We start from the raw sequence: 18,809 nt of genomic DNA, 5'->3' as shown, positions 1-18,809 counted from the left end.
CTGACCCCGCCCGTCGAAAGGCCCCGTTCTCACGCAGCTGCAGTGAGAACGGGGCCACTCGAATGGGACGGGGCGCTCACTCGAGTGGGGCTGGGCGCTCACTCGAGTGGGGCTGGGGCGGACGCCCTGGCGTCAGCGGACGGTGACCCGGCGCAGTGCGCTGCTCGAGCCGACGTAGGCGCTCGACCCGCGGTAGACCCACATGTAGTCGACCGACGCGCTGGGGGCGTGGGCGTAGGAGACCGTGCCCACGGAGCTCGACGTGCGCGTGGCCGTGAGATTCCACGTCGTCGAGCCGACCTTGCGCCAGTAGAGCTGGACCGGGACGCCGGAGATCGGACCACCGGTGTCGCGGCGGGTCAGCTTGCTGCTCACCGTGACGAAGCGGCCCTTGGTCAGCGACGTCGTGCTGGAGCCGATGGTCTCCGCGGTGCCGACGAGCTTGACCGACGATGCCGGGCTGTACCTGCCCGAGCGGTCCTTGGCCCAGATGCGGACGCTGTACGTCGTGCCCTGGGCGAGGTTGACCTTCGCGCTCAGCGCCGTGCCCGAGTAGACGCCGGTGCCGGTCGTGACGTTCGCCGGCGGCGTGGATCCCGTGGCCATCCGGACGATGTAGCGGTCGAGGTCGTTGACCCCCGGCGCCGTCCACGTCAGCGTCGCCGCGCGCAGCGCGCCTGTCGCCCTGAACGCCCCGACGCCCTTCGGTGCCACGTCGACCGTGCGGAACGTCGAGGAGTATGCCGTCGTCATCGTCGTTGCCGACGTGTCCTTCACGCCGGAGACCGTGAGCCGGTAGGGAGCGTTGTCGTAGAGCGGCGACGTCGGCCTGACCGTTGCGGTGCGCTTCACGGCGTCGTACGTGACGCTGGCGGGCACCGCGGATCCGTTGCGGCCGTTGAGGATCCGCACCGTCGACGTCGTGACGCTCGAGGGAACGACGTCGCGGGCGAACGTCACGGTAGGCGTGTAGGTCTGCGTCAGCCCCGACCCGAAGTCGTTGGGCGACGTGCTCCTCACCCACAGCTGAGTCGTCCCCGGCGTGGAGGCGCCGCCGTTGCGGACGAGGCGGAGGCCGCTGTCGGTCGCGACGACCGCATCGGGGCTGCCATCGCCGGTGACGTCGCCGACGGCCAGCGCCCCGGGACCGAAGTCCTGGACCGTGTCGGTCTGCCCGTAGCCCGTGGCGCCGAGAGTGCCGTCCTGCCCTTGGAACTCGACCGTGACGTTGCCCCACTTCTCGTGGAGGGCGATGACGTCAGGTCGCCCGTTGCCGTCGACGTCTCCGGACTCGACCGAAGTCGGCCAGTCGGTGGTGCTGCGTACGACGGGGTCGGCCAGCTGACCCGTGCTCGTCTGCGTCAGCACGACGATCTGCGACGAGGGTGCGACCTCGCCGGTGCTGACCACGAGGTCCGCACGCGAGTCGCCGTTGACGTCGGCCACCTCGATGCCGCGGTGGACGGCGCCGGCGACGGCGACGTGAGTGGTGCTCGTCCACCCGGTGGTCGTGTTGTGCAGCACGCGGACGCCGTCGGCCGCGACGGCCGCCACGTCGGGGCGTGCGTCGCCGTCGAGGTCGCCGGTCTCCAGCTCCGTGGCGTGAGTGTCGGAGACGACCGTGGCGGCCCACGACCCGTCGACCTGCTGCACCAGCGCTGTGACGCCCGCAGGAGAGGAGGTGACGAGGTCGGTGCGACCGTCGCCGTCGAGGTCGGCGGTCTCGACGAAGGTCACGCCGGATGTACCAGGCACGAGGGTGGCGGGTGCGAGGTCGCCGGCTGTCGTCTGCAGGAGAACCTGCACGCCGAGATCCGTCGCGACGACGACGTCCCGGCGTCCGTCACGGTCGACGTCGGCGACGACCACGTTGTGGGCGAGTGAGGAGTCCACGGTGCCGAAAGGCCGAGCGGCGCCGAACGTCCCCGAGCTGGTCTGGGCGAAGACGAAGAGCTGCGCCCCGGTGCCGGGCGCGGCCGCGGTGGCCACGGCGTCGACCCTGCCGTCACCCGTGAGGTCGCCGACCGCGGTGGCGCCCAGTGCCACGTTGCCGCCGGCCACGGACGCGACCGGGAAGAGGACGGACGGGTCGAACTCACCGATGGGGGCGGAGTCGACGCCGACGACGTAGGACGCGTCGGTGCGGTTGCCGTTGAAGTTGCGCACCGTGAAGAAGTACTCGTCGCCGGATGGTCGGAACGTCAGCGTCTCGCTCTCGCCGGGTCCCTTGGCGTCGACCTGCCCGACGAGCCGGAGGTTCTTGTCGTAGACGGCGAGCACGGGGTCGAGGTTCTGGGCGTCGTCGGCGTTGTTGTACGAGGGGCCCACCGTGACGCTCGCTGCCCGCAGGGCCGTCGGCGTGAAGCGGTACCAGTCGACGTCGCCCTCGACGTCAATGAGACCGTAGTTGGCCTGGTCCAGCGTCTTGGCGCGCACGGGCACATCGTTGGGCTCACCGATCCACGGGGCCGGCTGGGCGAAGTCGGCGGCCCAGCCGCCGCCGAGCGCGTTCGTCGCGTCGACGACGCCGGCACCGTAGTAGGGGTCGATGCCGCGGGGCCCGGCGTCACGCGCCGTGGACCTGAGCCGCGAGAGCACCTGCGCCGGCGTCAGGGCCGGCGACTGGGTGCGGATCAGGGTGGCGACGCCGGCCACGATCGGCGCGGAGAACGACGTGCCGTCGCCGAAGTAGTACGTGTCGGCGAGGCGCGTCGACAGGATGCCCCATCCGGGGGCGGCAACGTCGATCCACGGGCCGTAGCTGMTGAAGTCCGTCAGGGCGCCGGTCGAGTCGGTGGCGCCGACGGCGATCGCCTCGGGATAGGCCGCGGGGTACTGCGGCACGTCGTCACCCCAGTTGCCTGCGGCGACGATGACGACGGCACCCTTGGCGACGGCATTCTTCACAGCGTCATGCAGTGCCGGGTTGTCGCCGTCTCCGCCGAGCGAGAGGTTGAGGATCTTCGCGCCGTGGGAGACGGCCCAGTTGACGCCCTCGGCCACGTCCGAGTCGGTGCCGTTGCCGGTGCCGTCGAGGACCTTGACCGGCATGATCTTGGCGTTCCAGGCCACGCCCGAGATGCCCACACCGTTGTTCGTCGCGGCAGCGATGATGCCCGAGACCATCGAGCCGTGGCCGTTGTCGTCGCTCGCGGCACCGGCGGCGATGCCGACGTTCCTGATGGCGTTGTAGCCGGCAACGGTGCGGCCGACGAGGTCGGGGTGCTTGCCGTTGACGCCGGTGTCGATGACGGCGACGACCTGGGTGAGCGAGCCCTTCGAGCGATCCCAGGCGGTCGGCACGCGGACGGTCTTGAGGTAGTCCTGGTCGTAGCCGAAGGCCGGGTCGTTCGGCGTGGCCGCGGCGGAGCGCACGTAGTCGAGCGTGACCTCGGCGACCGACGGGTCGGCGCCGAGCCTGCTCGCGAGCTCCTCGGCGCGACCGTTCGTCGTGACCTTGACGAAGCTCGTGCCCCCGACCTGCACGCCGGCATGACCTCCTCGACGCTGGAGCGCCAGGTCCCGGCTGGCCTTGGACGCCGTCGTCTTGAACTTGACGAGGACCGTGTGCGGGTCGTGGGCACGGGTGTGGCCGCCGGTACGGGAGGGTCGTGGCAGGTGCTTGGCCACGACCTTCTTCGCCGTCGGGGTCGGAGCCGCGGACGCGACGGGCGAGGTGGCGAAGGCCGTGACGGGCGCGACGAGCGCAAGCGTCAGGGCAGCGGCGAACGGCCGGCGTCTGAACATGGAGGAGCCCCTGTGAGAAGTGGTGGTGCGAGCGCATCATGACAGAGCACGAGGTCCCGGATGCCTCGAATGCACCGACATCTGCACGCACCCGCAGCGGCTCGCGAACCCCGCGCCGCACGCGGACCGCGGCACCCGGCATACGCCATCGGTCAGGAGTGTGTGCCGGGTGCTGTCCGACGCGGGGAAAGGTGCGGCCCGCCGACCACAGGGGAAGATCGGCGGGCCGCGTCGCGGGCACCCTCTCGGGGTGCGGATCGTGGGGGGTCGTCAGCCCAGGTGGGCGGCGTCGATCGCCGACTGGAGGCTCTGCTGGTAGGCCTCGCTCGTGTAGGTGGCGCCGCTCACGACGTCGATCTGCGCCGACTGCGCCGCCAGCGCCTCGTGCCTCAGGGTCGGGGCGGCGCCGGCGCTGATGGACACCGACGTGCGCGAGCTGTCGGTCAGCTGGAGGGCGTGGACGTTGGTGATCTTCTTGCCCGTGAAGCTGACCCGCACCTGCACGGAGCCGTACTGCGTCCCGACGACGGCGCCGTCGACGGTGCCGGACGCTGGTGCCGCAGTGGTGGCCTTGGGAGCGGCGCCCGACGTCTTCGATCCGCCCGACGTCTTCGATCCGCTGGACGTCTTCGAGCTGGCTGCCGGCTTGGAGCCGGAGGCCTTCGAGCTGCCGGACGGCTTCGGCGGCGCAGCGGCGACGGGCGTGCCGGCCTTGGCCGACGACAGGATGTGGACGCCCGTGACGGCGGCGTGCTTCGGTGCGAGCCCGGTCGCCCAGGACGCACTCAGCGTGACGATGCCGGCCAGGCCGACGAGGGCAGACGTTGCCTTCCTCACCAGGAGAACCTTTCGTCGTGGATGTGGGCCTTGGGGATGCCGCCCTCGAGGAGACTGCGGTGGACGAGGTTCATCCAGCCGCCGGGGCCGCAGAGGTAGGCCTCGTGGCGGCGCAGGTCGGGGACGAGCTCGGCGAGGCGCTCGGCATCGGGGACAGGCCGGCCGCCGGAGTGGTCGGGCGGCAGCCAGGAGCCGCCGACGGGCGGGCCGACGAGGAGGAGCAGCTGGTGGCCGCCGACCGCAGTCAGGTGCTCGAGCTCGTCGCGCAGCGCGAGCTGCGACTCGTCGTTGGCGCGGTAGACGACGGTGACGTCTCCGGGGCCGGCGTGGCCGTGGCGCACGAGCTCCTCGAGGATCGAGCGGACCGGCGTGACACCGATGCCGGCGGCGAGGAGCAGGACGCGTCGGCGGACGCGCTGGCGGGAGGTGAAGGCGCCGTAGGGGCCCTCGAAGAGGACGCGCGTGCCGGGTCGCAGGTGGGCCAGGCGGCTCGAGTGGTCGCCGAGCTCGCGGACCGTGATGCGCAGGCGGCGGCCGTCGGGGGCGCTCGAGATCGACCACGGGTGGGCGGTCGCGAGCAGGCGCGGGCTGGCGAAGCGCCAGTTGAGGTACTGCCCCGCGCGGACCGGGAGCCGGTCGAGGTGACGGCCCTTCATCCACACGGACCAGACGCCGGGGGCCTCCTCGACGACGTCGGTGACGCGCAGGTCGTGGCGCAGGCTGCGGGCGACGGGGACGAGCACGCGCCACCAGAGGACGCTGGCCGCGACGATCACGAAGAGGGTCCACCAGTAGGTGCGCACCCACTGCGAGGCGGTGAAGTCCGAGCCGATCGACAGCTCGTGCGGCACCGCGAGGACGACGGCGGCATACGCCGTCAGGTGCACGAGGTGCCACCACTCGTAGGACAGGCGCCGACGGGCGATGCTGACCGACGTCACCGCGATGACGACGAGCAGGGCGGTGGCGATGAACGCGAAGAGGAGGTCGCTGCCACCGGTGAGGAGCCGGAACGACTCGACGACCGGAGCGAACGGGCCGTGCAGGTCGTCGCGCGCCGCATAGCCGATGACGATGGCGCCGACGTGGACGAGCACGAGCGGCACCGTGATGCGGCCGAGGATGCGGTGCGCCTTGAGCGCCCGGTCCATCCCGTAGACGCGGTCGATCCACGGCACGCGGGCGGCGAGGAGCAGCTGGATGAGCAGCAGGTCCATCGCGACGAGGCCGGTGAGGCGCCCGACGGCGATGAGGGTGGTGCTGCTCGTGCCGGCGACGAGGTCGTGGCTGCCTCCGCCGAGGAGGAACTGCGCCACGACGGCGAGCAGGCTCGCGATGGCCAGGGTCTCGAGGAGGTCGCCGGTGCGGGCCTGCCAGCGGCGGAAGTCCGCGCCGGCACGCAGGGCTCGACGGACCCGGCTCGGGGTCCCACGGTGTGGTGCGATGGTGGTGCTCACACAGTCGATGGTGGGCAGCCGATCTCAGAAAGTTATGAGACACGAAAGGAGGCTCGGGCCATGACCGCGTCGCCGATCCGCCCACGGCTGCTCCTCGTCGAGGACGACCCCGACCTCTCGCAGATGCTCGCCGAGCTGCTCGGCGAGGAGGGGTATGCCGTCACGGCCGTCCGCGACGGACAGGCGGGCCTGCACCGTGGCCTCGTCGACGACTGGGACGTGCTCGTCGTCGACCGTGGGCTGCCGGGCATCGAGGGGGTCGACCTCGTGACGCGGCTGCGCTCGCGGGGCCTGACGGCGCCGGTGCTCTTCCTCACCGCGCGGGGGACCGTGGCCGACCGCGTCGAGGGTCTCGATGCCGGGGCGCAGGACTACGTCGTCAAGCCCTTCGACGTCGACGAGGTGCTCGCGCGCCTGCGGGCCCTGCTGCGCCCGATGGGTGGCGCGGCCGGGGAGCTGGCCGTCGGTGGGCGACGGCTCGTCGTCGCCGAGCAGCGACTCGTCGGTGATGACGGCGAGGTCATGCTGTCGGGCCGTGAGGCTCGCCTGCTCGAGACGCTGGCGCGCCGGCCCACTCGGGTCTTCACCCGGGACGAGCTGCTCGTCGCGGCCTTCGACAACGCCGACACGCTCGGCGCCGTCGACACGTACGTCTACTACCTGCGCCGGAAGCTCGGGAAGTCCGTCATCGAGACCGTGCACGGGGTCGGCTACCGGCTCGGGGCCTCCTGATGGGTCGGCGCTCACGGGCGGCCGTCGGGGAGCGCGACCCGCTGCGACGGGCGTCGCGGTCGGTGGCTCTGCGCGTGGGTGCGACCACGGCGCTCGTCGTGCTGCTCGCCATCATCGGCACGGCCGTGCTCTTCGACCGGCAGCAGCTCGCCGAGATCCGCGGGCGCACCGAGACGACGGCCCGGACGGCCGACGACGTCGTCGACGCGCCGCCCGGCACGTGGCTCGTCAAGCTGACCGACTCCGGTCACGAGGCGACCCGGTCGATGCCTCCCGGGCTGGCCACCGCGGCCTCTGCCGTGGGGCCGGACGAGTCGGGGCAGACGAGCCTCACGGCAGACGGGCGGTCGTGGCCCGCGTGGGTCGACCGGCGCGAGGGCGTGCGCTACGTCGCCGTCTACGACATCCGCCTGCACACCGGCGAGGAGCAGCGGCTGCTCGTGTCGACCGCGGCGGCCGGGGTGGTGGGGGTGCTCCTGGCCGCGCTGACGGGGCTGTTGGCGGGGCGGCGTGCGGTGCGGCCACTCGGCGAGGCGATGGAGCTGCAGCGCCAGTTCGTCGCCGACGCCTCGCACGAGCTGCGCACTCCTCTGGCCGTCATCAGCACCCGGGCGCAGATGCTGCGTCGGCACGTCGCGGCGGACGTCGCTGCGGATGCTGCCGCCGGCGGCGGGGACCCGGCGTCGGCGCGCCGGCTCGCCGAGGTCGACCAGCTCGTCCACGACACCCAGGCCATGGCCGACGTCGTGTCCGACCTGCTGCTCTCGGCGCAGCTCGAGCACGTCGACGAGGTGGCCGAGCGGGTCGACCTGGGTGCCCTCGCCTCGGAGGTCGTCACCTCGCTCATGCCGTATGCCGCGGACCACGGGGTGACGCTCGTCGACGAGGCGTCGGACGGCGGGGTCTGTGTCGTGGAGGGGGTGCGGCCGAGCCTTCGTCGCTCGGTGCTGGCGCTCGTGGACAACGCGATCGCCCACTCCGAGAAGGGGACCCGGGTCGAGGTGCGGTCGGGTGTCGAGGACGGCCAGGTGCGCGTCGACGTCGTCGACCACGGTGACGGGATCGATGCCGCCGACGTCGAGAACCTGTCTCGACGCTTCTCCCGCGGAGACGGCGGGTCGGGAGGCCGGCGCGTCGGCCTCGGGCTGGCGCTCGTGACGCAGATCGTCCGCTCACACGGTGGCCGGATGGACGTGGCCCAGACTCCCGGTGGTGGAGCGACCTTCACGCTGCTGATCCCAGCTGCTGCCGCCGACTGAGGGGCCTGGCCCTACTTAGACCCGGGTGCGAGCTTGCCGAGGGCCTCCGTCAGGCCAGACACGGTGACCTGGGCGGCCAGAGCGAAGATGACGAGTCCGGCCCAGTCCCTCGTCGAACCCTCGAAGGCGTTGTTTCCGATGTACTGCGTCCACACACCCGTCGCAGCCACGACGACCAGGATGGCGCCGAGGGCAACCGCCCAGTAGTGACGAATCAGCCAGAAGGCGGGATGAGACGGGTCGGGCAGCTGTGCCCGGGCCGGGCGCGTCTGGGCGAGGATCTCGCGGCCGGCCTCCGGGGTGACCTTCTGTGCGCTCTCCAGGTCGGTGACGATCTCGTCCGCGCCGTCGGTGTCGAGATCCTTGATGGCGGCGTTGGCGTCGTCGATCTTGCGCTGGATCCCGGCCATGGCTTGGTCGTCGTAGCCGGTCGGACCTGACGCCAACCACCGGCGGATGCGGTCCAGCCTCCTCGTGATTCTGAGCAGCTTGCCGAACGGGTCGTTGAGCAGCCGGATGAGCAGCCCGATTCCCGCACCGACCACGAGCAGGGCCAGCGCCTTGCCGACGGCGAAGGGCTGCATCCGGTCGTCCACGAGTACCAGCGCGGGAAAGGACCGGTAGGGCCCGGCTGCGCGCTCGACGACGAGCCGCCCGCAGTACGCACCGGGCGCGACTTCCACCGGCGAAGCCGGGTCCGCTGTCATCGTGTAGCGCAGGCCCGTGACGCCGACGAGCTCCGACGAGACGGTGAGCTGGGCAGAGGGGACGGTCCTCGTGCTCGCCTCGTCCCCGCACGCCACGAGGTCACCCAGGAGCGACGTGGAGAGGATCGCGGGACGCTCGGACGCTTTCGGGGTGGTGGTGCCGGTCGGTTTGACGCACGTGCCGTTGCTCGCCTCGACGAGGTCGGTCGGGGGCTTGGCGTTCTCTCTCGCAGCGTCGCAGGCGTCGACCAGCTTCACGGCGGTGCGGGCCTCACGGCCCAGCCCGAAGACGATGCGAAGCCCTTGTTCCATGCCGGGAGGCACCGCGACCGTCGCGGGTGGCACGACGATGAAGAGCAGCAGTAGACCTGCGACGATGAGGCCCAGCGCGATCCGGAGTGTGCGAGCCCTTGACATGCCGCCCCCTGTGACGTGCGAAGTGGTGCAGAGATCCACGGTCCCAGTTCTGAGTGGCAGCCGAGGGCATTTGACTGAACCGCGGACCGCGACACGCCCCCGCGGCAGGTGGAGCAGATCAGGCGGGGGTGGTTGCGCTCTCGGGCGGCACGCTGGCCATCGATGTCACGGTCGTCCCCAGCGACGGAGGCGGAGGCGGTTTGCGCATGACCTCGCCGATCAGGATGACCACTCCGGCGATGGCGTAGACAGCAGACAGCAGCGCCTTCCACCACGTGAAGGTGAGCGCCTCGAATCCGTCGGTCGTGTAGAGCATCCAGATCAGCGGGAACCAGAAGATGAAGAGCACGAGGGCGGCTCGGACGGGCGACTGTCGGGCCACGAGGACGGCGAGGACCACAGTGATCCACACCCAGTGATGGGTCCACGACACGGGCGACCCGAGAAGGCCCCCGAGGGCTAGCCAGGCCACTGCCTCGACCTGCCCGACAGCGCCACCGCGGTCGAGGCTCTTGCGCGCGGCGATGGATCCCAGGATGACCCCTCCGATCGCAAGGAGAGCTTGGACCGTGACGGGGACCTCGGGACGCCCGAGCAGTCTCAGCACACCGGCGAGCAACGACTGGTTGTCCGTTCCCACGACCGCGTCAGCCCCGAACTTGCCCAGGCCCAGGAAGCCGCCTCCCCAGAACGCCAGAGTGCTCGACGGGGACACGACGAGACCGGTGAGAACAGTTGCGAAGAACGCCCCGGCTGCTCGCGCCGCTGAGGCCCAGTCCTTGCGGAGCAGGAAGTAGATGACGAAGACCGCGGGGGTCAGCTTGATCCCCGCAGCGACCCCGACCAGAACTCCCCGGTATCGCTGAGGGACGACCAGCAGGTCGACGATGACGATCGCCATGAGAATGAGATTGATCTGCCCGAGCAGCAGGTTGCGGAGCACGGGCTCGAGCGCTGCGGTCGCCACGACGAGCCAGGCCATGAGCCAGGGTTTGAGCGCGAGACGACGTCCGACGACCACAAGCGTGGTCACCAACGCGATCAACGAGACGATTGTGAGGCTCCATCGCGCCACYTCGACAGGAAGTAGTGCCAAGGGGACGAAGACTGCCGCCGCGAAGGGCGAATAGGTGAAGCGCAGGTCGACCGACGTAGTGCTCGCGTAGAGGTCACCGCCGTCCAGGATGCGCCGCGCCCCCATGACGTAGACGTCACTGTCCACCCAGATGCCGCTGGTCACGCCTTTCCACTGGACCCAGGCCAACAGGGCCGTCGCGAGAAGGGCAACCGGCGCAAGCAGGGTGGCGAGCGGACGCGAGCTGGGCGTGGTCATGACTTCCCGAGGTGAGCGGCGAGGCGGCGGAACCGAGCATGTTCGCGCCCGGCCATTGTCCGTGAGGGTCCGCCGGAAGTCCGCGATTCGCCCCAATTCGCGCTAACTCAGAGCTGAGTGAGGACCTGCTCGCCGATGTGGCGCATCCCGCGCAGGACGGCCCAGACCGTGAGGTGGTCGAGCGTCGTGCCGGGAGAGGGGTCCCAGTTGGCGACCGCGGCCCAGGTGATCGTCCGATCGCCTGACGTCACAGCGCCGACGTCGGCCCGCACCCCGGCGTCCGTCCCGGTCTTGTTCCAGAACGTCGTCGGCAGGTCCAGCGACGCGTGGTGGGCGATCGGGTCGAGACCGCCCTGCTCGACGAGAGCCGAGCCGACCATGGACTGGTCGACGTTGGCCGAGAGCCACTGGCGCACCAGGCGGTCCGCGTCTGGACCGGCGGCCGTGCCGGAGGCGAGTCGGGCCATGAGCTGACTCAGCTCGGCGGCGCTGCCGGTGGACAGGGTGGCGGGATGGTCGGCGCCGCGGACGTCTCGGACGCGGTCGTGCAGGGCGGTTGCACGCAGGCCGAGGGAGGTGGCGCGGGCCGCGACCTCGGCGAGCCCGACCCGCCGGAGCAGGACGTTGGTCGCGAGGTTGTCGGAGACGGCCCCCACGAGGGCCGCGACGTCGATGAGGGGGAGCGTCTCGACCGAGAGGGTGTGCCAGAGTCCGGAGTCGCCGACCCAGAGGTCGACCGAGCGGGTGAGTGGCTCATCGGGGGAGAGGTCGCCGGCGGCGATGAGTCGGGCCGTCTCCACGAGGAGCAGCACCTTGCCGACGGACGCCGTGCGCAACGGCGCGTCGGCACCCGCGGCAGCCAACGGCATTCCGGAGTCCAGTGGAAGCGTCGAGTGAGCCCTCCGATTCCCCGGTCCCGGCTCCACCATCACGCGACGGACGCACACCGACCACGCGACGCCGCCGGCGTCGGGAAGCTCGAGCTCCATGTCAGGCAAGGGTTCCGAGCCACGTGAGGAGGGCGGCGTTCACCGGGTCGGGGGCTTCCTCGGTGAGGAAGTGGCCGGCGCCGGGGACCTTGACATGGCGGTAGTCGCCGGGCACGAAGGCGCCCGACCCGTGGGTGGCGGCGGCGATGACACAGCCGTCGTCGCTGCCCTGGAGCTGGAGCACCGGCACTCGGATCGCGTGACGGATGCGGCGCATGAAGAGCGGCCCGTCGGGGCGCACGGCCGACCGGCCGAGCCAGCGGTAGTGCTCGGCCGCGGAGTGGGCCACGAACGGGATCATCATGGCGTCGCCGTAGCGGGAGACGTCCTCGGGCGTCGGGAAGCTACCGAAGGGTGAGGACCACGAGCGGAGGAGGTCCTCGACGTAGTCGTGCGACTTGGCCATCTCTCGCTCCGGCACGAACGGCTTCTGCAGGCCGGCGATCCATGACGAGGCCCGACGTTGCCTGGCGTTGGACCACATCGCGTGCCGCAGGATCCGCGGGTGTGGCATCGACAGTGACGCGATGGCGCGGGTGACGTCGGGTCGCAGGATCGGCATGCACCACGCGATCCAGCCGCCGAGGCCCTGACCCATGACGACGGCGTCCTTCTCCCCGAGGGCGCGGACGACGCTGGCGGCGTCGAGGGTCGCCATGTAGGTGTCATAGCCCCGCGGGGGCTTGTCGGATCCGCCGTAGCCGCGGAGGTCCATGGCGGCGACGCGGTAGCCGGCGTCGGCCAGGGCGACCATCTGGTGGCGCCACGCGTACCAGAACTGCGGGAAGCCGTGCAGCATCAGCACCAGCGGGCCGTCGCCCAGCTCGGCGACGTGGAAGCGGGCGCCGTTCGCGGAGACGTAGCGGTGCTCCCACGGTCCGTCGATGTTGACGAAGGCAGCGTCGACGGACATGGGTGCGGCTGAGGGTCTCGGGTCAGGCGTCGCGCGACGGGTCTGGCGTGCTCGACGCGCTCCCGTTGCTCGACGGCGCGGCGGGAGTGATGGGGGCAGTGGCATCGGCCGCCACGGTGGCCGGGAGACCGGGGCGGTCCCACTCGGGACGCGGGGCCGGGACGGTCGTGCCCGGGTGCTCGACCGCCGACTTGATCGCCTCGACCGTCTCCTGCGCCTCGGAAATCGTCTTCGCCGGGGTGGGGTCGACGGTCTTCATCTTCTTGACGCCGAGCAGGCCGAGGACGGCTGCGACGAGCAGCATGAGGACGGTGACGATGAGGAAGCTCGCCCAGCGCGGCAGGCCCAGGGCCTGGATGCCTTCGGCGATCGTCGTGAAGAGGAAGTAGACGGAGTAGAACGCGATGACGGCCGCGCCGGCGAGCAGGCCGCCGCCCACACCCGCCTTCTTGACCTGCACCGAGACCTCAGCCTTGGCCAGGGCGATCTCGCTGCGAACCAGCGTCGAGATGTCCTGTGTCGCGGACGCGACCAGTTGGCCGAGTGTCCGCTCCTGCCGGGGATCCGTGCTCATCGGCTCACTTCCTCGTTTGCGTTCAGTCCAGCCATGGCGTGCATGCCCACCCTATCTTCGAATCGATACCTGACCGTGCTCAACCCCGTGCGGCATGCGGGACCCGGCGTTATGGTCCGGGATGTGGCGCGCGTGGGCACGCCTTGCACGTACCCGTTGAGGGGGGACAGGCGTGACCGAGGCGTCGATCGACCGAGAGCGCCTGCTCCGGGCTTTGTGGGTCGCGCTGTTGCCCGGGGGTCTGCTCTTTGCCTATCTCCAGGTGTCCGGCTACGCCCGTGCCGGCACCCTGGGACTCGACTCCCATGCGTACTGGTTGGCAGCCTCCGATCCGAGCACCTGGTACACGCTGCCGCCGGAGTTCACCGACGCCTACCTCTACTCCCCGGTCTTCGCTCAGGTCCTCTCCCCGTTGGGTCACCTGCCCTGGCCGGCGTTCCAGGTGCTCTGGGCGATGCTCGGCCTGGCGGCCCTGCTCTGGCTCGTCCGGCCGCTGGGGTGGCTCAGAGGGCTGGTGGCAGGGCTCTTCCTCCTGCCGGACATCCTCATCGGCAACATCTACCTCTTCTTCGCGGTGGCGCTCGTGTGGAGCGTTCGACGTCAGGCGTGGTGGCTCATGCTCCCGCTGCTGACGAAGATCGGCCCGGCGGTGGTCGGTCTGTGGTTCCCGGCGCGCCGTGACTGGCGGCCCCTTGCGTGGGCGACGGCATCTACCGTCCTGGTCTGCGGGCTGTCGTATGCCGTGAGCCCGGACGCGTGGGGGCGCTGGGTCTCGTTCGTGCTCGAGTCGGCGGGTGATCGTGGGATCGGGCCCACGGTCCGCCTGGGGTGCGCGGCTCTGCTCACGGTGTGGGCCGCGAGACGTGGCCGCGCCTGGCTGTTGGCGCCAGCCATGGTGCTCGCGTGCCCGGTCATCGAGGGCTATGCCGTGTTTGCCATCCTCGGCGCGATTCCACGACTGCTCGTGTGGCAGCGCCGGAGCGAATTCTCATTCTCTTCGCGCCTAAGGGCTCCATGGGACCAGAGCCGGTCCCGGGTCAAGGATGTACACGTAGCGGATCCAGAACCACTGGCTCCATAACGCGACGGCGGTGATCATCATGAAAGCCGTCACCCCGAGACCTCGGCGGGTCCAGGTAAGCGTCCACATGGGGACAGCCGCGAGTAGGGGAGCGGCCAGCAGGAGGTAGCGCATGACGCCGGGCGTCACCGGGGTCACGAGCAGCACGAACACGATGTAGCTGACTCCCCAGATCTGAAGCTCGAGAGGGAGACCGAGACGTCGCGCAGCCGCGACGGGAGCGCCGACTCCTACGGCCACTGCGAGCACGAGGAGAACCACGCCCTGCCACCCAGCCTGATCGTGGGCGCGAGCAAACCAGCCGAAGTCGAACGAGCTCATCATGGAGGCGGCCCGGGCAGATCCTGAGATCGGACCGTTCGTTCGGGTGACGGCCTGCGCGTCTCTCAGCCATGCGGCCGCGATCACGCTCCACAGGAACGGCGAGAGGAGGGAGGTGACGGTGCAGACCGCAAGCCAGAAATGCGTGGCCTTCGTGGGGCGCAACGTGCTTCTCGATCGCCAACACGTCCACCAGTGGGCCGCGAAGACGAGGGCGAGCGGGGCCGCGACGGGGCGTGTGAAGGCCAGGGCCAAGACTGACAGCCAAGCGAGGGCGTATCGCCTTGCCATGAGTCCGCGGAAGGTGAGGAGCAGGAAGACAAGTGCTGCGGGCTCGCTGTAGGCCACGTTGAGGAGCGGTGCCGTCATGAAGGCGCTGACCGAGAGCGCCCCGGCGATGGCGATCGGAGTCGTGACCGCGGCGCGGTAGATCCCGTAGAGAAGTGCGGTCGCGATGCCGCCGAGCGCGAAATTCAAGAGGACTGCGCTGACAGGAAATCCGAGCCCAGTTACCCACATCACCAGTCGCGCCAGCACTGGAAACAGTGGGGGGAACTGCCACGTCCAGGCGTCGTTCGCCGAGTGCGCCTCGGCAGCTTTCGGGTAACCCTCAGTTGCGATGCGTTCGTACCACTGGCCGTCCCAGTTGGCGAGCACCCCTCCCAAGCCTGGCGACGCGAGTCCCTCGGTGTGGACGTAGTACGTGGTCGGCGCACCGATGGGGTTGGCCGGTCCAGTGGGCGATTGTGAGCTTGACGCGAGCCAGAGCAGCACAAAGTCAACGAGGCGGATGACCACGTAGCCCGCGGCAAGAATCGCGATGACGCGCCCACGACCCCCGACCTGCCGCGCTGTCGCGCGCTCACTACTCAACTCAGACTCCGATCCCCGGTCGGGACAAGATAGCCATGGTCGGAACGCACTGTGGTCGCATCCGGCCAAATCGGGCAGCCGGAGTCCTGCCACAGAAACTCCGCGTCAGTGTTGCTCGTAGACGTCAGGCACGCCGTCGTGGTCGAGGTCCGCGGTCTCCCGGGCCTCGACGAGCCGGTAGTGCCGGTTGCGCAGCCGGAGCACCACGCTCGAGAGCAGTGCGGCGATGACGCTGCCGCTGAGGACGGCGAGCTTGACGTGGTCGTCGCGCTCGGAGCCGTTGCCGAAAGCGAGCTCCCCGACGAGCAGGCTGACGGTGAACCCGACGCCCGAGAGCACCGAGAGTCCGAGGACGTCGGTCCAGGCCAGGTCCTCGTCGAGCTCGGCTCGGGTGAAGCGGGCGACCGCCCACGTGCCGCCGAGGACGCCGACCGTCTTGCCGACGACGAGCCCGACGACAACACCGACCGCGGCTGCGTCGCCGAGTGCGGAGCCGAACCCGCCGCCGACGACCGTGACCCCGGCAGCGAAGAACGCGAAGACGGGCACCGCGAAGCCCGCGGAGAACGGACGGATCTTGTGCTCGATGCGCTCCGCGAGCGAGTGGCGGTCGGGGTCGTCCTCCACCTCGCGGTTGACCGGGACGAGGAGCCCGAGCAGGACGCCGGCCACCGTGGCGTGGACGCCGCTGGAGTGGACGAAGACCCAGGCGAGCAGGGCCGGGATCGCGAGGATGAGCGGGTTGGTGATCTTGCGCTTGAGGAGCAGGCGCCACGCGGCCAGGGGGACGACCGCGGCGAGCAGCCAGAGGAAGCTGACCGTGTCGGTGTAGAAGACGGCGATGATCGTGATCGCGATGAGGTCGTCGACGACGGCCAGGGTCAGCAGGAACGAGCGCAGCGCGCTCGGCAGGTGCGTGCCGATGACGGCGAGCACCGCCAGCGCGAAGGCGATGTCGGTGGCCGTCGGGACGGCCCAGCCGCGGAGTATGCCGCTGAGCTCGCTCGCGCTGTCGCCCCGGCTCATCAGCGTGGCCGTGACGACGAACAGGATCGCGGGCAGCGCGACGCCGCAGACCGCCGCCGCGATGGGCAGTGCCGCCTTGCGCCGGTCGGAGAGGTCGCCCGCGACGAACTCGCGCTTGAGCTCGATGCCGGCGACGAGGAAGAAGACGGCGAGCAGCCCGTCGGCCGCCCAGGTCCCCAGCGACAGGTCGAGGTGCAGGGCATGCGGGCCGATGACGGTGTCGCGCACGGCGGCGTAACCGTCGCGCCACGGCGAGTTCGCCCAGACGAGGGCGGTCACGGCTGCGGCGAGGAGGATCGCCCCGCCGACCGTCTCGGCGCGCAGGAGGTCGGCGACGTAGCGAGCCTCACGCCAGCTGCCTCGGCCGAGCAGCCGGTTACCGGCGCTGTCTCGAGCGGGTGTCGGCGGGGTCGTGGTGGGGTCGTGGTCGCTCACCTGGGGTCCCTTCGGGGATGGGTCATGGGCCGCCGACCAGACTTCCCGGCACACCATGGCCACTCGCGTCGTCGCCGTGAGCCGCCTCGATTCTAGCGAGGCAACGACCCCGGCCCGAGACGCGGTCCGGGAGGCGTCCGCGAGCCGGAGGTGGCGGCGTGGCATGCAGAGGTCCGAAGGTGGCCGTGCGGCCGACGCCGCAGGACGGAACGCACTGCGCCACGGTCAAATCGGACTAATTAGACATCGGTAGATTCCGGGCGGTTGGCGGCCGTAGATTGTGGCTCGGGAGGGGGGCTCCCACCATGGGTGAGTGATATTGGGGGTTTGACGGTGAACGACAAGCCAGCAGGTTGGTACTACGTCGGCGACGGCACGCTGCGCTACCGCGACGACTACGGGTGGACCGAGTACTACATGGACACCAAGGACCCGCGCGCCCAGGACTGGCCGCCGCCGAAGCCAAAGACGCTGCTCCAGCAGCTGCGCGAGGACGAGGCCGCCCGATCGGCGGAGCGGGCACATACTCGGGGCTCGCGCAGGTTGGTGCTTTTCGGACGAGGGCGCAATTCGCGATAGGGCTAAGGAAGCCGAGCGTGTGCCGTGGGCGGCGTTGGCTCGACCAACCAGATTGTCCGGTATGCGGGCGGCCGATGGACTAGATCGGGCAACTGACCAACGCGGCGCAGGGCACGCTCCAGCAAATGGCTCGCGGCTGCAAGGACAGGTGTCAGTTCAGCCAACACTAGCCAGCGCTGCACAGAGACGTGTCCGTTAGGGACCTCTCGAGTAATATGCCATGTCGGGGGAAGGGCGTCCTCCAGCATGCTGCGGTCTGGGTAGAAGTCTTGCGCCAAGTGCTCAGACAGCCATGAAGGGATCGGACGGCGCATGCGTCTGCACGCCGCCGCAATCTTGAGATCGACGCTTTCGGCGCTTCCGCTGACCGGAAATCCGATGACTGCACCCCGCCGTGATACTCGGACGAGCTCCCTGACACTCGTCGTCCGAATTTCGGTTGGAAGGTGCTCAAACATATCGAGGCTAACGGTGAAGTCGAAAGCACCATCTGCGAAGGGCAGGTTCTCGGCCGTTGCCTTAACATAAGAGGCGCTACCTCGAGCCTCCAGGCCTTTGGGTCGGCCCTCCAAGATCAGGTCGGTCTGAACGACACGACCGTCCCACCAGCGACTGATGCCATGCCACCCCGCACCAACGTCCAGGACGTCCGTCGCCCCGAATTCATTGACGATCGCTATGACAGGCTGATACCGCATCAACCAGTTGAGCATTTGGTACTCATTCCTTCGCGCGTGGTTGAAGCACTCACAGGTCCGGCGCTCCATTACCCGGGTTGAGATAGTGGCGGTACGTGACTCCAGGCCGGTAAGCGATTCTTACGCCGGCCCTGCTCATCCGCTGCCATAGGTTCCAGTCAGCAGGTTGATTCATCAGGTAGCTTCTGCGATTCAGCATCATAAATCTCAGGTCACTCCGAAAGAGGACTGAGCCATGACTAATCCTTCCGTGATTAAGCGGAGGTCCGGGCGTCGGCTTCCACGCGCCATCCGGCTGTTGCATTTGTGCGTCGCTCCAGACCATCTCGGCTCCGGTCGCTAATCCATGACCGACCAGTGCCTCCACGTGGTCGGGGGTGAACTCGTCGTCGTCGTCGCAAGGGGCGATCCACTCACCACGCGCCAGCAGGGAACCTACGTTCATCGGAGTGGACCCCGCGACCTGCCACATCTCTGGGCCAGATTGTGGGTATTGCCCACGCATACCCAAGTTTACAAAATGGACCCTGGAGTCGGAGGTGTATTCACGAATGACTGCGGCCGTTCGCGAATCACAACAATCCCCAACAATGACCACCTCAAAGTTGGTGTAACTCTGAGCAAGACACGATTCTATGGGACGGCGTATGGCATCTCCCGCTGCGTATGTCGCGATTCGGATAGATACGAGGGGCCGATGGCTCTCGGGTGAGCGTTCTCGCCGGACCCGCTCTAACTCCGTTCGATCGAGACTCGTCTCAAGCCGTGATCGAATCCACTCCTTCACATATGTCGGCCGCGCACTAAGCAAGATGTCGCGCGACAATTTGT

General features: G+C 69.6%; 16 protein-coding genes. 4 read left to right on the top strand and 12 right to left on the bottom strand.

The window, feature by feature from the left end; genetic code table 11:
* Nucleotides 1-132: 132 nt before the first annotated feature.
* The 3 genes from AB4Y83_RS09200 to AB4Y83_RS09190 form a co-directional block, all read right to left on the bottom strand.
* Entirely contained in the window at nt 133-3,747 is a 3,615-nt protein-coding gene (locus AB4Y83_RS09200) for a S8 family serine peptidase (RefSeq protein ID WP_442296653.1), read from the bottom strand.
* A gap of 270 nt (nt 3,748-4,017) precedes the next feature.
* On the bottom strand, nt 4,018-4,584 hold the full coding sequence (locus tag AB4Y83_RS09195; RefSeq protein WP_442296652.1) for an FMN-binding protein: 567 nt from the start codon (nt 4,582-4,584) through the stop codon (nt 4,018-4,020).
* A complete protein-coding gene (locus AB4Y83_RS09190; RefSeq protein WP_442296651.1) occupies nt 4,581-6,041 on the bottom strand; it encodes a ferredoxin reductase family protein in 1,461 nt (486 codons plus the stop codon). Before AB4Y83_RS09190 ends, AB4Y83_RS09195 begins: the two co-directional genes overlap by 4 nt.
* Nucleotides 6,042-6,101: 60 nt before the next feature.
* On the opposite strand from AB4Y83_RS09190, the gene AB4Y83_RS09185 reads away from it, so the two are divergent.
* Nucleotides 6,102-6,773, top strand: a complete 672-nt coding sequence (locus tag AB4Y83_RS09185; protein ID WP_442296650.1) for a response regulator transcription factor — start codon at nt 6,102-6,104, stop codon at nt 6,771-6,773.
* Between the two features lie 74 nt (nt 6,774-6,847).
* Complete coding sequence (locus AB4Y83_RS09180; protein ID WP_442296649.1) at nt 6,848-8,032, top strand: sensor histidine kinase; 1,185 nt, start codon at nt 6,848-6,850, stop codon at nt 8,030-8,032.
* 11 nt (nt 8,033-8,043) lie between these two features.
* On the opposite strand, the gene AB4Y83_RS09175 is transcribed toward AB4Y83_RS09180, so the two are convergent.
* The 5 genes from AB4Y83_RS09175 to AB4Y83_RS09155 form a co-directional block, all read right to left on the bottom strand.
* Nucleotides 8,044-9,156 carry a hypothetical protein gene (locus AB4Y83_RS09175; protein ID WP_442296648.1) on the bottom strand — a complete coding sequence of 371 codons (1,113 nt, stop codon included), beginning with the start codon at nt 9,154-9,156 and terminating at the stop codon, nt 8,044-8,046.
* Between the two features lie 118 nt (nt 9,157-9,274).
* Nucleotides 9,275-10,489, bottom strand: a complete 1,215-nt coding sequence (locus tag AB4Y83_RS09170; RefSeq protein ID WP_442296647.1) for a glycosyltransferase 87 family protein — start codon at nt 10,487-10,489, stop codon at nt 9,275-9,277.
* A 107-nt stretch (nt 10,490-10,596) separates the two neighbouring features.
* Nucleotides 10,597-11,358 carry a serine hydrolase gene (locus AB4Y83_RS09165; protein WP_442275752.1) on the bottom strand — a complete coding sequence of 254 codons (762 nt, stop codon included), beginning with the start codon at nt 11,356-11,358 and terminating at the stop codon, nt 10,597-10,599.
* A gap of 121 nt (nt 11,359-11,479) precedes the next feature.
* Nucleotides 11,480-12,391, bottom strand: a complete 912-nt coding sequence (locus tag AB4Y83_RS09160) for an alpha/beta fold hydrolase (protein ID WP_442296646.1) — start codon at nt 12,389-12,391, stop codon at nt 11,480-11,482.
* 22 nt (nt 12,392-12,413) lie between these two features.
* Nucleotides 12,414-12,965, bottom strand: a complete 552-nt coding sequence (locus AB4Y83_RS09155; protein WP_442296645.1) for a phage holin family protein — start codon at nt 12,963-12,965, stop codon at nt 12,414-12,416.
* 172 nt (nt 12,966-13,137) lie between these two features.
* Between AB4Y83_RS09155 and AB4Y83_RS09150 the strand changes: the two genes are divergently transcribed.
* On the top strand, nt 13,138-14,046 hold the full coding sequence (locus AB4Y83_RS09150; RefSeq protein ID WP_442296644.1) for a glycosyltransferase 87 family protein: 909 nt from the start codon (nt 13,138-13,140) through the stop codon (nt 14,044-14,046).
* On the opposite strand, the gene AB4Y83_RS09145 is transcribed toward AB4Y83_RS09150, so the two are convergent.
* Together AB4Y83_RS09145 and nhaA are read right to left on the bottom strand one after the other, a co-directional pair.
* Nucleotides 13,969-15,024 (bottom strand): hypothetical protein, encoded by a 1,056-nt coding sequence (locus AB4Y83_RS09145; RefSeq protein ID WP_442296643.1) that lies wholly within the window; start codon nt 15,022-15,024, stop codon nt 13,969-13,971. The genes AB4Y83_RS09150 and AB4Y83_RS09145 overlap by 78 nt on opposite strands.
* A gap of 321 nt (nt 15,025-15,345) precedes the next feature.
* Nucleotides 15,346-16,701 carry a Na+/H+ antiporter NhaA gene (nhaA, locus tag AB4Y83_RS09140; RefSeq protein WP_442296642.1) on the bottom strand — a complete coding sequence of 452 codons (1,356 nt, stop codon included), beginning with the start codon at nt 16,699-16,701 and terminating at the stop codon, nt 15,346-15,348.
* 333 nt (nt 16,702-17,034) lie between these two features.
* Here nhaA and AB4Y83_RS09135 point away from each other — a divergent pair, with 333 nt between their 5' ends.
* Nucleotides 17,035-17,280: a hypothetical protein gene (locus AB4Y83_RS09135; RefSeq protein ID WP_442296641.1), complete on the top strand. Its 246-nt coding sequence runs from the start codon at nt 17,035-17,037 to the stop codon at nt 17,278-17,280.
* A 2-nt stretch (nt 17,281-17,282) separates the two neighbouring features.
* On the opposite strand, the gene AB4Y83_RS09130 is transcribed toward AB4Y83_RS09135, so the two are convergent.
* Together AB4Y83_RS09130 and AB4Y83_RS09125 are read right to left on the bottom strand one after the other, a co-directional pair.
* Nucleotides 17,283-17,978, bottom strand: coding sequence for a class I SAM-dependent methyltransferase (locus tag AB4Y83_RS09130; RefSeq protein WP_442296720.1), 696 nt, complete (start codon nt 17,976-17,978; stop codon nt 17,283-17,285).
* Between the two features lie 49 nt (nt 17,979-18,027).
* Complete coding sequence (locus tag AB4Y83_RS09125; RefSeq protein ID WP_442296719.1) at nt 18,028-18,765, bottom strand: glycosyltransferase family 2 protein; 738 nt, start codon at nt 18,763-18,765, stop codon at nt 18,028-18,030.
* Between the last annotated feature and the right edge of the window lie 44 nt (nt 18,766-18,809).

It is taken from the genome of Terrabacter sp. RAF57 (genome assembly GCF_052113925.1).
Taxonomy (GTDB): Bacteria; Actinomycetota; Actinomycetes; order Actinomycetales; family Dermatophilaceae; genus Terrabacter.
This window is presented reverse-complemented; position numbering and strand designations above follow the sequence as displayed.

Bases quoted from the DNA above. Each gene is read 5' to 3' on its own strand.
- AB4Y83_RS09160 (WP_442296646.1), bottom strand. From the start codon at position 12,391: ATGTCCGTCGACGCTGCCTTCGTCAACATCGACGGACCGTGGGAGCAC.
- AB4Y83_RS09175 (WP_442296648.1), bottom strand. From the start codon at position 9,156: ATGTCAAGGGCTCGCACACTCCGGATCGCGCTGGGCCTCATCGTCGCA.
- AB4Y83_RS09165 (WP_442275752.1), bottom strand. From the start codon at position 11,358: ATGCCGTTGGCTGCCGCGGGTGCCGACGCGCCGTTGCGCACGGCGTCC.
- AB4Y83_RS09185 (WP_442296650.1), top strand. From the start codon at position 6,102: ATGACCGCGTCGCCGATCCGCCCACGGCTGCTCCTCGTCGAGGACGAC.
- AB4Y83_RS09130 (WP_442296720.1), bottom strand. From the start codon at position 17,978: ATGCGGTATCAGCCTGTCATAGCGATCGTCAATGAATTCGGGGCGACG.
- AB4Y83_RS09155 (WP_442296645.1), bottom strand. From the start codon at position 12,965: ATGAGCACGGATCCCCGGCAGGAGCGGACACTCGGCCAACTGGTCGCG.